Source organism: Enterococcus sp. ZQ21, from assembly GCF_030053755.1.
Taxonomy (GTDB): domain Bacteria; phylum Bacillota; class Bacilli; order Lactobacillales; family Enterococcaceae; genus Enterococcus_B; species Enterococcus_B lactis.
Genome location: NZ_CP125658.1, coordinates 1425061 through 1439962, shown reverse-complemented (window position 1 = coordinate 1439962; position 14902 = coordinate 1425061). Strand labels below are relative to the sequence as shown.

Annotated in this window: 15 protein-coding genes; 13 read left to right on the top strand and 2 right to left on the bottom strand. The window is 39.4% G+C overall.

The features are described 5' to 3' along the window. Positions 1 to 87: 87 nt before the first annotated feature. The 3 genes from alaS to QK255_RS06945 all read left to right on the top strand — a co-directional run bounded on the left by alaS (position 88) and on the right by QK255_RS06945 (position 4803). Positions 88 to 2730, top strand: coding sequence for an alanine--tRNA ligase (alaS, locus tag QK255_RS06955; RefSeq protein ID WP_002313789.1), 2643 nt, complete (start codon positions 88 to 90; stop codon positions 2728 to 2730). A gap of 205 nt (positions 2731 to 2935) precedes the next feature. Beyond that, positions 2936 to 3532, top strand: a complete 597-nt coding sequence (locus QK255_RS06950) for an ECF transporter S component (RefSeq protein ID WP_002309336.1) — start codon at positions 2936 to 2938, stop codon at positions 3530 to 3532. 122 nt (positions 3533 to 3654) lie between these two features. Then, positions 3655 to 4803, top strand: coding sequence for a cation diffusion facilitator family transporter (locus QK255_RS06945; RefSeq protein WP_002309334.1), 1149 nt, complete (start codon positions 3655 to 3657; stop codon positions 4801 to 4803). Between the two features lie 46 nt (positions 4804 to 4849). On the opposite strand, the gene QK255_RS06940 is transcribed toward QK255_RS06945, so the two are convergent. Continuing rightward, complete coding sequence (locus tag QK255_RS06940) at positions 4850 to 5254, bottom strand: ribonuclease HI family protein (RefSeq protein WP_002309332.1); 405 nt, start codon at positions 5252 to 5254, stop codon at positions 4850 to 4852. 78 nt (positions 5255 to 5332) lie between these two features. On the opposite strand from QK255_RS06940, the gene QK255_RS06935 reads away from it, so the two are divergent. Then, on the top strand, positions 5333 to 5782 hold the full coding sequence (locus QK255_RS06935; protein WP_002309331.1) for an EbsA family protein: 450 nt from the start codon (positions 5333 to 5335) through the stop codon (positions 5780 to 5782). A 103-nt stretch (positions 5783 to 5885) separates the two neighbouring features. Here QK255_RS06935 and QK255_RS06930 read toward each other — a convergent pair whose 3' ends face one another. Continuing rightward, complete coding sequence (locus QK255_RS06930) at positions 5886 to 6116, bottom strand: cold-shock protein (RefSeq protein WP_002309330.1); 231 nt, start codon at positions 6114 to 6116, stop codon at positions 5886 to 5888. Positions 6117 to 6298: 182 nt separating this feature from the next. Between QK255_RS06930 and QK255_RS06925 the strand changes: the two genes are divergently transcribed. The 9 genes from QK255_RS06925 to pyrC all read left to right on the top strand — a co-directional run bounded on the left by QK255_RS06925 (position 6299) and on the right by pyrC (position 14901). Beyond that, positions 6299 to 7969: a formate--tetrahydrofolate ligase gene (locus QK255_RS06925; RefSeq protein WP_002329182.1), complete on the top strand. Its 1671-nt coding sequence runs from the start codon at positions 6299 to 6301 to the stop codon at positions 7967 to 7969. 173 nt (positions 7970 to 8142) lie between these two features. Next, complete coding sequence (locus QK255_RS06920; RefSeq protein WP_002309328.1) at positions 8143 to 8529, top strand: hypothetical protein; 387 nt, start codon at positions 8143 to 8145, stop codon at positions 8527 to 8529. Then, positions 8516 to 9214: a CBS domain-containing protein gene (locus tag QK255_RS06915; RefSeq protein ID WP_002309327.1), complete on the top strand. Its 699-nt coding sequence runs from the start codon at positions 8516 to 8518 to the stop codon at positions 9212 to 9214. Before QK255_RS06920 ends, QK255_RS06915 begins: the two co-directional genes overlap by 14 nt. 4 nt (positions 9215 to 9218) lie before the next feature. Continuing rightward, complete coding sequence (gene lspA / locus QK255_RS06910; RefSeq protein WP_002309326.1) at positions 9219 to 9683, top strand: signal peptidase II; 465 nt, start codon at positions 9219 to 9221, stop codon at positions 9681 to 9683. Beyond that, positions 9680 to 10591, top strand: a complete 912-nt coding sequence (locus QK255_RS06905) for an RluA family pseudouridine synthase (protein WP_002309325.1) — start codon at positions 9680 to 9682, stop codon at positions 10589 to 10591. Before lspA ends, QK255_RS06905 begins: the two co-directional genes overlap by 4 nt. 235 nt (positions 10592 to 10826) lie before the next feature. Further along, positions 10827 to 11366: a bifunctional pyr operon transcriptional regulator/uracil phosphoribosyltransferase PyrR gene (gene pyrR / locus QK255_RS06900; protein WP_002295862.1), complete on the top strand. Its 540-nt coding sequence runs from the start codon at positions 10827 to 10829 to the stop codon at positions 11364 to 11366. A gap of 13 nt (positions 11367 to 11379) precedes the next feature. Then, entirely contained in the window at positions 11380 to 12663 is a 1284-nt protein-coding gene (locus QK255_RS06895; RefSeq protein WP_002309324.1) for a solute carrier family 23 protein, read from the top strand. Positions 12664 to 12675: 12 nt separating this feature from the next. Then, positions 12676 to 13602 carry an aspartate carbamoyltransferase catalytic subunit gene (locus tag QK255_RS06890; protein WP_002309323.1) on the top strand — a complete coding sequence of 309 codons (927 nt, stop codon included), beginning with the start codon at positions 12676 to 12678 and terminating at the stop codon, positions 13600 to 13602. Positions 13603 to 13620: 18 nt separating this feature from the next. Beyond that, on the top strand, positions 13621 to 14901 hold the full coding sequence (gene pyrC, locus QK255_RS06885; protein ID WP_002329183.1) for a dihydroorotase: 1281 nt from the start codon (positions 13621 to 13623) through the stop codon (positions 14899 to 14901). Position 14902 lies beyond the last annotated feature (1 nt).

Genomic DNA, 14902 nt, shown 5'->3' with positions numbered 1-14902 from the left:
CATTGCAATCAAGGTGGTACCGCGAGTTTTCGTCCTTGGCTGTAATGGTGTTTTTTTGTATTTAATTTATAGAAAGCAGGTAATGACATGAAACAATTAAGTAGTGCACAAGTTCGACAAATGTTTCTTGATTTCTTCCAATCTAAAGGACATACAATTGAACCTAGTGCGTCTTTGATCCCCGTGAACGATCCAACCTTATTATGGATCAACTCTGGTGTTGCAACATTGAAAAAATATTTTGATGGTTCAGTTGTACCAGAAAATCCAAGAATCACAAATGCCCAAAAGTCTATTCGAACAAATGATATCGAAAATGTCGGTAAAACAGCACGTCACCATACGATGTTTGAGATGCTGGGCAATTTTTCTATTGGTGACTATTTCAAAAATGAAGCCATCCACTGGGCATGGGAATTTTTGACTGATCCAAAATGGATGGCATTCGATCCAGAAAAACTTTATGTAACAGTTTATCCAAAAGATACAGAAGCAAAACGCATCTGGCATGAAGAAGTCGGTCTACCGTTAGATCACATTATTGATGTAGAAGACAACTTCTGGGATATCGGTGCAGGCCCATGTGGACCAGATACAGAAATTTTCTATGACCGAGGAGAAGCTTATAACGATTTAGCAGAAGATGATCCTGAAAACTATCCAGGAGGAGAAAATGAACGTTATTTAGAAATCTGGAACTTGGTATTTTCAGAATTCAACCATAAACCTGATAATACATTTGAACCACTTCCTCATAAAAACATTGATACGGGCATGGGATTGGAACGTATGGTCTCAATCGTTCAAGATGCGCCCACGAACTTTGAGACAGATTTGTTTATGCCTATTATCCACGCCGTAGAAAAGCTAAGCAAACAAGTAAAATATGGTGAAAACCCAGTAACAGATATCTCTTACAAAGTAATCGCAGATCATATTCGGGCCCTTTCATTTGCTATTGGCGATGGTGCATTACCATCGAATGAAGGAAGAGGGTATGTCTTACGCCGTTTGCTTCGTCGCGCGGTCATGCATGGGAAAAAATTAGGTATTGAACAAGCATTCTTATATCGTTTAGTCCCTGTCGTTGGGGAAATCATGGTAAGTTATTATCCTGAAGTACTTCAACAAAAAGAATTTATTGAAAAAGTTATCCGTACAGAAGAAGAACGTTTCAATGAAACAATCAATGAAGGATTGGAAATCTTGAATCAAGTGATCCAAGAAGTGAAAAACGAAAACGGTACGACTCTATCAGGAAAAGACATCTTCAAATTATACGACACATATGGCTTCCCAGTAGAATTAACGGAAGAAGTGGCAGAAGATGAAGGACTGAAAGTTGATCATGCTGGTTTTGAAAAAGAAATGGACGCACAACGTGAACGTGCTCGCTCTGCCCGTAGTACAGAAAAATCAATGGGTGTACAATCTGCTTTATTGACAGATATCAAAGTAGAAAGTAAATTCATCGGATACACGGAGCAAGAATCAGATAGTCAATTATTGGTCATCGTAAAAGGCGAATCTCTTCTGAATGAAATCGCAGAAGGTGAAGCTCAAATGATCTTTGACCAAACACCTTTTTATGCAGAAATGGGTGGCCAAGTAGCAGACCAAGGTTGGATCATGGATGAAGCAGGAGAAATCGTTGCAGTTGTTACAGATGTTCAAAAAGCGCCTAATGGTCAATTTATGCACACAGTAGAAGTAAAAGCACCAATGAGCGAAGGACAAACTTATCATCTATTGATCGATCAATCGATGCGCAACCGTATCATCAAAAACCATACAGCAACCCATCTACTGCACAAAGCATTGAAAGAAGTACTTGGCGAGCATGCAAATCAAGCTGGTTCTTTAGTCGCTCCTGGACATTTACGATTCGACTTTACCCATTTTGGTCAAATCACTTCAGATGAATTAGCTGAAATGGAAAGAATCGTCAACGAAAAAATCTGGGAAGCTATCCCAGTTGAAACAATTGAAACAGATATCGATACAGCCAAAAATATGGGTGCAATGGCTTTGTTTGGTGAAAAATACGGACATGACGTTCGCGTAGTCAATATTGGCGGTTGGTCAATCGAACTGTGCGGAGGCACACATGTAGCAAACACAGAAAACATCGGAATCTTCAAAATCGTTTCTGAATCAGGAATTGGTGCAGGCGTGCGACGAATCGAGGCTGTAACAAGCAAAGAAGCGTATGAACTACTTGAAGAAGAAGAAAAACAACTAAAACAAGTAGCAACAATTGTTAAATCACCTCAATTGAAGGAAGTTGTTTCAAAAGCGGAACAATTGCAACAGCAAGTAAGAGAGCTACAAAAGGAAAATGAACAATTAGCTAGCAAGTTAGCGAATCAACAAGCCGGTGATGTATTCAAGAATCCAGAAAGGATCAATGGAAAAACAATCATTGCAGCACAAGTAAAAGTGAAAGACATGAATCAGCTGCGTCAATTAGCTGACCAATGGAAACAAAAAAATATTTCAGACATTCTTGTTTTAGCAAACGAACAAGAAGGAAAAGTCAGTCTGCTAGCGGCAATGACGAAAGAATCAAATGAAGCTGGACTAAAAGCTGGCGACTTGATTAAAGCAATCGCACCGAAAGTAGGCGGTGGCGGTGGTGGACGTCCAGATATGGCACAAGCTGGTGGGAAAAATCCTGCTGGTATTCCAGATGCACTTAAAGCTGCGAAAGAATGGCTTGCGCAACAATAGACCGTTTATGTTTGATAGAAAAAAACAACTGTTCAATCATTGAACGAAACACGATCATGGGGGCGAAGACAAATAGTCTTGCCCTCATACTTTTTTCGATGGAATAGAAGAGCGCATCTAATCAAATGGTCGATTTCGGATGGTCTTTAGTTGACGAAAGTGACAGAAATTTTTACGATTAGTATAAATAAAAGGGGTGAAAAAAATGAATAGCAGAAATAAAACCTTTCGACTAGTCTTACGTGCTATCTTATTAGCAATCATCATCGTACAAGCTATGGTACCTTGGCTTGGCTTTATTCCATTAGGGTTCATTAGTTTAACGATTATTCATATTACAGTAATTATTGCCGCAGTAGTATTGGGTCCAAAAGATGGGATGGTAATTGGCCTGTTTTGGGGAATTGCTACAATTGTCCGTGCCTACGCCATGCCGACAACGCCATTTGATACATTGGTATTCACGAACCCGATTATTTCGGTAGTTCCCAGAGTGCTTGTTGGCTTAGTAGCTGGTTTGGTTTTCCACTGGATTTATCAAAAAAATAAATCAATAACGATCAGCTCGGTCTTTGCAGGGGTATTAGGTTCATTGGTCAATACAGTCTTAGTGTTAGGATTCATGGGATTATTTTATACAGGTGCAACGGCAGATGCCTATGGTGTAGATTCTGCTCTTTTATTTAAAACCTTAGCAGGAGTTGCAGCAATCAATGGGATACCTGAAGCAATAGGAGCGGGAATCATAACACCATTACTAGCAAAAGCGTTATTTGCAGCAACGCCATTAAAACCAGAATAACGGCCATCTTTGAATGAATAGTAGGACGCATGATAGATGGAAAAAGGAAGAGAGGAGAGGAAAAGAATTGTCCTCTCCATCTTTTTACCTGAGCAACAAGCAAACTAGAAGGGATAAAAAACTTGGTTAAGAAACAAGAAGAAAAAAAGAAACAAATACCGCAACAGCGGACAAAAAAAGGAGTACTAGCTGGCATATTAGGATTGGTTACGAATCTAATCTTGTTTGTCTCTAAGCTAATGATCGGGCTTTTTTCAGGGAGTGTCTCCATTATGGCTGATGCAGTGAATAGTCTATCAGACACTGCTTCATCTATATTGACTTTGATTGGATTTAAAATTGCTGCAAAGCCAGCGGATCAGGAACATCCTTATGGACATGAACGTTTCGAATATATCAGTGGGTTATTTGTTTCGATCATCATTACTTATGTAGGATTTCAATTTTTAGAGTCATCCGTTGAAAAAATCATCCATCCAGAAAATGTCTCTTTAGCACCCATCGTCTTTTTTGTCCTGATCATTTCCATCTTTTTGAAATTTGCACAAGGAAAAATGTACCAGGTTATTGCACGATCCATTGATTCTGAAACATTGAGAGCTACAGCAACAGATAGTTATAATGATGTCTTTACTACACTGGCTGTATTGCTTTCAGCAGCAATCGAATGGGTAACTGGATGGCGTATCGATGGATATATCGGTTTTGCTTTAGCATTATATATCCTTTATAGTGGTTTAACGATGCTTCGGAATTTTGTATATGAGCTATTAGGTAGTCGCCCAACGTCAGCAGAGATTGAAGAAATGGAAGAACACTTGAATGCCTGCGACGATATACTTGGCTATCATGATTTGCTGGTGCATAACTATGGACCCAATAAACGCTTTGCATCAGTCCACATCGAAGTAGATGAATCAATGAATTTGAATGAAGCACATAAGATTATTGACCTGATAGAAAAAGACTTCAAAAAGTCTTTAGACGTAGAACTTGTCTGTCACTTGGACCCAATGCCTGTTGATAACGAAAAATACTATAATATCTTGCATCAATTAAAGCAAATTCTTTTTGAAACAGGTAGAGGGCTCGATATACATGATTTTAGAGTCATCCATCAAGGGAAAACATTGCAGTTTGACGTAGTTGTTCCTGAAAAATTCCAATTTGATGATACAGAACTCGAAAGAATTTTACGTATTCAAATAGAAGAAAAAATCGGAGATTATCATTTGGAAATCACTTTTGATCACAATTATCTTTTGTATTAAAGACAAGATACTAAAAAGACTCTTTAAAGTTTTTTCTTCGAAGAGTCTATTTTTCTTTTAATTGTTTTTGTAGGGCTTGTCGTGCGAGGTTATCTGCCCCTTTGTTTTTGTTTTCGGGCAACCATTGTAGGATTAACAAGGAAAAGTCGGGCAGAAGTTCTTTGATTTTTTGGAGATAGGGAAGGAAAAGCTCGTTTTTCGTTGTGTTTTTATCGACTGTAGAAACCAGTGTTTTGCTGTCTGAAAAACAGAAAATCGTTTCATTCTGTAAACCCTTATTCTTTAGAAATTCTAAAGTTTTTAAAAAGACTTCGAACTCTGCTTGATGGTTTGTCCCTACAGAAAGGGGAATAGATAGCTGTTCTTGTTTACCTTGATAGACAATCAAGATCCCTCCTCCGCTAGGTCCAGGGTTGCCTTTTGTAGAGGCATCAATGTATACTTTTAACATAAAAAGAGATTCTCCTTTTTGTTCAAATTAATGTTATGGTAAGATTATATCATTACTGAATCGGTGAGAGGTTAGAGAATGAAAAAAAATATTCGATGGCAGCCTGAATTGGCACATACGATCATCTATTGGTCATTGACCTTGATCATTCTGTTTTTTAGTCTGATTCTTTCTTTAGAAAACACAGGTCCGTATTGGAAAAGCAATATTGTTTTAGGTGTTTTTCTTGTTTTTCTATTTCTAGGATGGCGGCGTTCTTTTATTTTAAAATCCAACTCGGTCATCATACGCTATGCTGCTTTTTGGAAAGACCGGGAAATAACTGTCGGACAGATTCGATCTTTGACACCGACTAATACAGGAGTACAAATGACATTGCAAAATGAGAAAGCCCCATCTGTTTTTATGATGCGAAAAAAAGATCAAGTGGTTCTTTTTGATCATCTTGAAAAAAGTGGGCCTAAAGTAGGACCATCTTCTCAACAGCAAAGAAATAATACCCCATATACGAAAAATAGAAAAAGTTAATTTTAAAAAATAGGCCCTGAAGAAATGAATCTTTGTAGGAAAAGAAAAGAGTGAGACGTACGGATCAACCCGTTAAACGTCTCACTCTATTTGATTATCTAAATCAATGTATACTGGATTCGGAAGTGTGAACACTGCCTTTCTTGACATGGGCAGCTTGTGTTCCTCGATTCCCCTCGATGATCTCAAATTCGACCACTTGATTTTCTTCCAAAGTTTTGAATCCCTCTTCTTCAATCGCAGTAAAATGTACAAAAATTTCTTCTGTGTCATCATAACTGATAAAGCCGTATCCTTTTTTGTTGTCAAACCATTTTACAATTCCTGTGGTCAAAGCACTCACGACCTTTCTAAAGTCTGATCATAGCCTTCATTATAAAGAGTATTTATAAGTACGTCAAATAAATTAAAAACCCGTAATTTAATGTTTTTTTTCTGAATAAAACAAGGTATAATTGGCATATCTTAACAAAGAAGGTATTTTTTTAAATAAAGTTCGTGAAAAGGGGTAATCAAATGAAGAGTGATCTGCAAATTTCACAAGAAACAGATCTAGAACCGATTATTGAAGTAGCTAGTAAATTAGATCTTAAGGAAGACGATTTGGAACTGTATGGGAAATATAAGGCGAAAATCAATTTTTCTGGAATCAATCGCTCAAAGGATAACGCTGAAGGGCATTTGATCTTAGTTACTTCCATCAATCCAACACCAGCTGGCGAAGGAAAGTCAACAATCACTGTAGGGTTAGGAGACGCGCTCAATAAAATCAATAAAAAATCTGTTATTGCATTGCGAGAACCCTCACTTGGTCCTGTGATGGGAATCAAAGGTGGTGCTGCAGGCGGAGGATATGCACAGGTATTGCCTATGGAAGATATCAACTTGCATTTTACTGGTGACATGCATGCTATCACAACAGCTAATAATGCATTATCTGCTCTTTTAGATAATCATATTCATCAAGGAAATGAATTGAACATCGATGCTCGCCGAGTGATTTGGAAACGGGTAGTTGATCTCAATGATCGTGAACTGCGTAAAGTAATCGTTGGCTTGGGTGGGCCAATCCAAGGTGTCCCAAGAGAAGATGGGTTTGATATCACAGTTGCTAGCGAAATCATGGCTATCTTGTGTCTTGCGGCAGACCTCGAAGATTTAAAGGCTCGTCTTGCAAGAATCGTTGTCGGCTATACATTTGACCGTCAGCCTGTGACTGCTGGAGACTTGAAAGCAGAAGGCGCTCTGGCATTACTGCTGAAAGATGCCATCAAACCGAATCTTGTACAAACAATTTACGGAACACCAGCTTTTGTCCACGGGGGACCGTTTGCCAATATCGCCCATGGCTGCAATAGTATTTTAGCTACCAAGACAGCATTGAGATTAGCAGATTACGTTGTCACAGAGGCAGGATTTGGTGCAGATCTTGGCGGAGAGAAATTTTTAGATATCAAAGTACCTAACTTGAAAAAAGCGCCGGATGCAGTGGTGATCGTCGCAACAATCCGCGCATTGAAAATGCATGGCGGAATGAAAAAAGATGAACTTAAAAATGAGAATCTTGACGCTTTGAAAATAGGTTTTGCAAATTTAAAACGTCATATACGTAACATGGAACAATACCAACTCCCTGTGATCGTTGCAATCAATGAATTCGTAACAGATACAGATAGTGAACTTACACTGCTGGAGCACTTGTGCGAAGATCAGGGAATCCTTGCTAAAAGAGCAAGTGTATGGGCAAATGGAGCAGAAGGTGGCGTTGATTTAGCAGAAGCTGTGGTACGATTGATTGATAGAAAAGAAGCTGATTACAAGCCATTGTATCTCCTAGAAGAAACGATACAAGAAAAGACTGAAACAATCGTCAAGAAAATCTACGGAGGAAATGGTGTTGTTTTTAGTAAAAAGGCGCAAAAACAAATAGAAGAATTTACGAAAAATGGATGGGATAATTTGCCGATTTGTATGGCGAAAACCCAATATTCATTCTCTGATGATCCTTCATTGCTAGGCGCACCTGAAGATTTCACCATCACCATCCGAGAAATCATCCCAAAAGTAGGGGCAGGATTTTTAGTAGCCTTAACTGGGGATGTTATGACGATGCCTGGTTTGCCTAAAAAACCTGCTGCATTAAATATGGACGTGACAAACGACGGAGAAGTATTTGGTTTGTTTTAAGCTTGATTATAATCTACCGTATACTAAATGACTTTCATTAAACATAAGAGGAGCTGTATTTTGACTACAGCTTCTTTTTTTGAAGGTGTCAAGAGATTAATTGTGTTTGCACTAGGATCATTCTTTTTCTTTATTGTATTTTGAGCTATACTAAAGCATAATAGGAGGGTACGATGAAAACGACATTTATAAGAAAAACCGGTTTTTACGGTATGGGCAGCTCGATTCAATTAAGAATCAATAATGAAAAACGCAGTTTTCTCAATCATGAACAAAAGATAACGCTTGATCTGGAAGTTCCCTTTACGATGCAGGTCACCTTTTATTGGCTAAAAAGCCCCGTTTATACAGTGAAAGAAGCAAAGCCTGTTTATGTGATCACAATGAATAGTTTGATTCTTCAAATCTACCCGTTCTTATTTCTGGCAACTGGGTTGGGGGCCGTTTTCCTACAAAATCTATTTTTCAGTTTTTTTGCAGTTGTCGTGATGTTTGCGTTCTTTTTCTATATAAAAAACCGGGCATATTTGATCAAGGAGGAAAATTATGGCAAACTCTGATCTTTTTTTAATCAGTTTCAATCGAATCGAAAAATGGATGAGAGACGAGATGGGAAATGCACGAAACATGGGATTTACCGAACTTGTCAGACGCCTAGCTCAAAGAAAACAATTGATGATCAGAAAATATGAAGATGATCTTTTACAGCTTGCTCAGTTAAGGAATGCAATCGTCCATGACCGAATCGCCGTCGATTTTGTCATTGCAGAACCAAATGATTGGACAGTCAAGCGAATCCAGCTGATCGAACAAGAACTGATACGCCCAGAAACCGTACTACCTCGATTTGCAAAACGTGTAACCGGTTTTGAGCAAGATCTTCCGCTACTTGAACTGTTAAAGATAGTAGCAGAAAAAAGGTATTCACAGTTTCCGTTATATAATAAAGGAAAATTTGTAGCATTGATTACTTTACGGAATATCGGATTTTGGCTAGCAAAAGAAAGCCAAAAAGGTCCTGTTGATTTAACAAATAAACGAGCATTGGATTTGATTATCCAAAATGGGAAGTACACAAATTATCATTTTGTTCCAGCTAAAACACATATTTACGAGGTTGAAGCGATGTTTCGTGAGCAAGGAACTTTGGAAGCCGTACTTATCACTAAAGATGGTAATCCCGATGGTAATCTGCTTGGGATCATACGACCTCGCGATATTTATAAACAAATAGAAAAGGATTGATTTTTTGTTAATTATTTATTGGATATTCAGCGCTCTGCTAGTGGGAGTGGATCAGCTGGTCAAATGGTGGATCACTGATAATTTAGCGCTTGGAGAGACGAAAAGTCTTATACCAGGTATATTGTCACTGAATCATATTCGAAACACTGGAGCCGCATGGAGTATGCTAGAAGGGAAGATGTGGTTCTTTACTATAGTGACACTCATTGCAGTCGTTGTGATTCTCACATTGATGATTAAAAATCGTGAAAAAGGTAATCGCTGGTTCATGATTGGATTGAGCCTGATTCTAGCTGGTGCGATAGGTAACTTTATTGATCGTCTCCGACTTGGCTATGTAGTAGATATGTTTCAAACAGACTTTATGAACTTTCCAATTTTCAATGTAGCAGATGTGACACTTGTATGCGGAGTGATCTGTATATTAATTTATATTATTTTAGATGAAAAGGATCAAAGAAAAAAATGACAGAACTTAAAACAACGATTTATCATGAATCTGGTAGGATCGATAAAGTATTGACTAATCTATTCAGTAATTACAGCCGTTCGCAAATTCAATTGTGGCTGAAAGAACGTGCGGTTTCTGTCAATGGAGAACCAGTCAAAGCAAATTACAAAGTAAAACAAGGAGACGAGATCACTGTCTTGATCCCTGAACCAGAAACATTAGATGTTGTCCCAGAGAACATCCCGTTGACCATTGTTTACGAAGATGAAGATGTCGCGGTAATCAATAAACCCCAAGGAATGGTCGTTCATCCTTCAGCAGGTCATACGCATGGTACAATGGTCAATGCGCTGATGTATCATGTCAAGGATCTTTCTACGATCAACGGAGTTATCCGACCGGGTATCGTCCACCGAATCGACAAAGATACTTCAGGTTTGCTGATGGTTGCCAAAAATGACCAGGCACACGAATCATTAGCTAAGCAATTAAAAGATAAGACTTCTTTACGTAAATATGTTGCTTTAGTCCATGGAGAGATTCCTCACGAAAAAGGCACGATCAATGCGCCAATCGGCCGTTCGAAAGAAAACCGAAAAATGCAGGCGATAAGAGAAGATGGAAAGCCAGCTGTCACGCATTTTACTGTATTGGAACGTTTTGAAGGATTTACTCTAGTTGAATTAAAACTGGAAACTGGAAGAACACATCAGATCCGCGTGCATATGAAGTATATCGGTTATCCGTTAGCTGGAGATCCAGTATACGGACCGAAGAAAACTTTGAAAGGCAATGGTCAGTTTCTCCATGCGCAAATGTTAGGTTTTACGCACCCGACTACAAACGAAAAGATGATCTTTGAAGCACCTCTTCCAGAAGTTTTTGAAAAAACTTTAGAAAAATTAAGAAAAAACATTGCATTTTAATTTAGATAACGGTATAGTAATTAACAACGAAAGCATAAAACTTAATAGAATTCCTTTAAGTTTAGTCCCGTGAGGCTAAGAAGGGTGGGAGCAAGGATACGTATGGTGCGCCATAAAGTAAATTGCTCATTGACATAGTATAGCTATCAGTGTATCAGTATACGCTCAGTCTAAACATTCCTCCTGTCCTCTTAGGGCAGGAGTTTTTTTATGCAAAAAAGTAGGGGGAATGAAAATGCAAGCAAAAGAAGTAGTAGATCAGGTAACGATGAAGCGAGCATTGACTCGAATTACTTATGAGATTATCGAGAGAAACCATAGTATCCAAGATATCGTATTGGTAGGTATCAAAACACGAGGGATCTACATTGCATCAAGAATCGCTGAACGCCTGAAGCAGCTAGAAGATATCGATATTCCTGTAGGAGAACTAGATATCACTTTATACCGAGATGACAAAAAAGAAAATCCAGAAGAACCGGAACTTCATTCTTCTGACATCCCAGTTTCCTTAGAAGGAAAAGAAGTTATTTTGATTGATGATGTTTTGTATACAGGACGAACGATTCGAGCAGCAATGGACGCAGTAATGGATTTTGGCAGACCAAGAAAAATTTCATTAGCAGTCCTAGTAGATCGTGGGCATCGAGAATTGCCAATCCGTGCAGATTATGTTGGGAAGAACATTCCAACATCTCGGGCGGAAGAGATTTTAGTAGAGATGCAAGAGCTTGATGGACAAGATCGCATCATGATTTTGAAAGAGGAAGATTAGAGGAGAGAGAAACATGTCGGAGAAAAAAGGATTTCATAATGATGACGTGGTGTTAGATATCCACGATCGCCCAACCCCAGGACATTGGGTTGGATTAAGTTTACAACACTTGTTCACGATGTTCGGAGCAACCGTGTTAGTACCTATCTTAGTAGGGATCGATCCAGGTATCGCACTAGTCAGTTCAGGACTAGGTACATTGGTGTACTTATTTACTACTAAAGGAAAGATACCTGCGTACTTAGGAAGCAGCTTCGCTTTCATTGCAGCGATGCAGCTTTTGATGAAAACAGATGGTTATCCAGCGATTGCACAAGGAGCAGTCACAACTGGATTAGTCTACTTGATTGTTGCGCTGATCATCAAAAAGATCGGTTCAGCATGGCTAGATAAAATCTTGCCTCCGATCGTCGTCGGCCCAGTCATCATGGTTATCGGGTTGGGACTTGCGGCAAATGCAGCAACAAATGCTATGTATAATCAAGGCACATATGATTTCAAGTATATTGCCGTAGCACTGATCACATTAGGATTGACCATCTTCTTCAACATGTGGCTAAGAGGTTTTCTCGGATTGATTCCGATTTTACTAGGTATTATTAGCGGGTACATCGTAGCCTTGCTGTTTGGAATCGTGGATACTAAGCCAATCGTAGACGCTGCCTGGTTTGCTGTTCCTAACTTTGAGATTCCATTTTTACAATATGAACCAAAGCTATATCTTGGAGCAATCACAACAATGGCGCCCATCGCTTTTGTGACGATGACAGAGCATATCGGCCATCTTATGGTATTGAATAAACTAACTAAACGTAATTTCTTTGAAGAACCGGGTCTTCATAAGACGTTGACAGGTGATGGCTTAGCACAAATCGTAGCAGCCTTCGTTGGTGGACCTCCTGTAACAAGTTACGGCGAAAACATTGGTGTTCTGGCTATCACACGCGTCCATAGCGTGTTTGTGATTGGGGGAGCTGCAGTTTTTGCAGTCGTTTTGGGATTCGTAGGAAAATTAAGCGCTTTGATTTTAAGTATCCCTGGACCAGTCATCTCAGGAATCAGTTTTATCTTGTTTGGTGTCATTGCAGCAAGCGGAATGAAGATTTTGATCGAGAACAAAATCGATTTTGACAAAAAGAAAAATCTGTTGATTGCTTCAGTTATACTAGTAGTAGGAATTGGCGGACTTGTCTTTGAAGTAGGCACATTTACATTGTCGGCAATGGCGTTAGCAACTGTACTTGGCATCGTTTTAAATCTTATCTTACCAGAAACTTCACGAAGCGAAGAAAACTAAGGAGGAAACATTATGATCATCAAATCAGAACGTATCAGTTTAAAGCATTTATTGACCGTTGAGGCACTTACTGACCAAGAAGTTATGGGCTTGATTCGCAGAGGGCAAGAATTCAAGCAAGGGGCTAATTGGACTCCGCAAAAGCGCCAGTACTTTGCTACAAACCTCTTTTTCGAAAATAGTACCCGCACACATAAAAGTTTTGATGTAGCGGAGAAAAAACTAGGGCTTGAAGTGATTGAATTTGAAGCAAGTACAAGCTCTGTCCAAAAAGGAGAAACGTTATACGATACAGTACTGACGATGTCTGCATTAGGTGTAGATGTAGCGGTCATCCGTCATGGTGATGAAAACTATTATGACGAACTGATACAAAGCAAAACCATCCAGTGCTCGATTATTAATGGGGGAGACGGAAGCGGACAGCATCCAACCCAATGCTTGCTTGATTTGATGACCATTTATGAAGAATTTGGACACTTTGAAGGACTGAAAGTTGCCATTGTAGGGGACATCACCCACTCTCGGGTAGCGAAATCCAATATGCAGATGTTGAAACGCTTAGGTGCACAAGTATTCTTCTCAGGTCCTAGAGAATGGTACGACGATGAATTCGAAGTATACGGACATTATATGCCATTGGACGAACTACTAGATCAAGTTGATGTCATGATGATGCTTCGAGTGCAACACGAACGCCATGATGGAAAAGAAAGCTTCTCAAAAGAAGGCTACCATCAGGAATATGGTTTAACAGTTGAACGTGCGAAGAAGCTGCAAAAACATGCAATCATTATGCACCCAGCACCAGTTAACCGCGATGTGGAATTAGCTGATTCATTAGTGGAAGGATTACAGTCACGAATCGTTCAACAAATGAGCAATGGTGTCTTTGTCAGAATGGCAATCTTAGAAGCAGTGCTAAATGGAAAAGCGTAATTATAGGAGGATGGAAAAATGAAAACACTCATTAAAAACGGTCAGATCAATACACGAAAAAATATGACGACACCAGCAGAAATTTGGATAGAAGATGGGCGAATCAAAGCAATCGGTACAGGATTCTCAGAAGCCGAATTTGATGAAGTGTTTGATGCAAAGGGACAATTGATCACACCTGGTTTAGTGGACGTCCATGTCCATTTGAGAGAGCCAGGATTTACATACAAGGAGACGATCGAAGCTGGAACTCGCTCAGCTGCACGTGGTGGTTTTACTACTGTATGCGCGATGCCGAATTTAAATCCTGTACCTGATACGGCAGAAAAGCTGAAACAAGTATATGACATCATTAGAAAAGATGCAGTTGTGAAGGTATTACAGTATGCGCCAATCACAGAAAATCTGCGAAGTGAGAAATTAGTTGATCAAGAAGCACTGATTGAAGAAGGTGCTTTTGCTTTCACAAATGACGGTGTAGGTGTCCAAACGGCTGGAACGATGTATCTGGCTATGAAAGAAGCTGCGAAAAACAATAAAGCACTAGTAGCCCATACAGAAGACGAATCTTTATTATTTGGCGGTGTTATGCATGCTGGCAAGAAGGCAGAAGAACTGGGTCTTCCCGGGATCTTAAGTGTAACCGAGTCTTCTCAAATCGCCAGAGATCTGTTGCTAGCTGAAGCAACTGGTGTTCATTACCATGTGTGCCACGTATCTACTAAAGAGAGTGTCCGAGTAATCAGAGACGCAAAAAAAGCAGGAATCCACGTAACAGCGGAAGTTTCGCCCCATCATCTTATTTTGATCGATGAAGATATTCCCGAAGATTTCGGCTTTTGGAAAATGAATCCACCGCTAAGAGGACGGAAGGACAGGGAAGCCTTGATCGAAGGTTTGCTTGACGGCACGATCGATTGTATCGCTACAGATCATGCCCCACATGGATTAGAAGAAAAAAGCCAAAGCTTCATGAAATCGCCATTTGGCATAGTAGGAAGCGAAACAGCATTCCAACTGATCTACACTCATTTTGTAGAAACTGGACAATTCACATTGGAACAAGTAATCAATTGGCTGGCAGTTAAACCGGCTGAGATTTTTGGTTTGAATGCAGGAACGCTGACAGTCGGCGCACCCGCTGATGTAGCAATTTTTGATATTACAAAAACTTGCACGATCGATAAAGAAGACTTTTTATCAAAAGGGGAAAATACACCTTTTATCGGCTGGAAAGTAAAAGGTGAAACACAAATGACTTTTGTCAACGGAAAACTTGTGTGGCAGAAGGGAGAATAAA

Excerpts from the sequence above, each read along its gene's own strand:
- pyrR (WP_002295862.1), top strand. The coding sequence starts at position 10,827 with ATGCAAGCAAAAGAAGTAGTAGATCAGGTAACGATGAAGCGAGCATTG.
- QK255_RS06950 (WP_002309336.1), top strand. The coding sequence starts at position 2,936 with ATGAATAGCAGAAATAAAACCTTTCGACTAGTCTTACGTGCTATCTTA.
- alaS (WP_002313789.1), top strand. The coding sequence starts at position 88 with ATGAAACAATTAAGTAGTGCACAAGTTCGACAAATGTTTCTTGATTTC.
- QK255_RS06905 (WP_002309325.1), top strand. The coding sequence starts at position 9,680 with ATGACAGAACTTAAAACAACGATTTATCATGAATCTGGTAGGATCGAT.
- QK255_RS06890 (WP_002309323.1), top strand. The coding sequence starts at position 12,676 with ATGATCATCAAATCAGAACGTATCAGTTTAAAGCATTTATTGACCGTT.
- QK255_RS06895 (WP_002309324.1), top strand. The coding sequence starts at position 11,380 with ATGTCGGAGAAAAAAGGATTTCATAATGATGACGTGGTGTTAGATATC.
- QK255_RS06920 (WP_002309328.1), top strand. The coding sequence starts at position 8,143 with ATGAAAACGACATTTATAAGAAAAACCGGTTTTTACGGTATGGGCAGC.
- QK255_RS06915 (WP_002309327.1), top strand. The coding sequence starts at position 8,516 with ATGGCAAACTCTGATCTTTTTTTAATCAGTTTCAATCGAATCGAAAAA.
- QK255_RS06940 (WP_002309332.1), bottom strand. The coding sequence starts at position 5,254 with ATGTTAAAAGTATACATTGATGCCTCTACAAAAGGCAACCCTGGACCT.
- QK255_RS06925 (WP_002329182.1), top strand. The coding sequence starts at position 6,299 with ATGAAGAGTGATCTGCAAATTTCACAAGAAACAGATCTAGAACCGATT.
- pyrC (WP_002329183.1), top strand. The coding sequence starts at position 13,621 with ATGAAAACACTCATTAAAAACGGTCAGATCAATACACGAAAAAATATG.
- QK255_RS06935 (WP_002309331.1), top strand. The coding sequence starts at position 5,333 with ATGAAAAAAAATATTCGATGGCAGCCTGAATTGGCACATACGATCATC.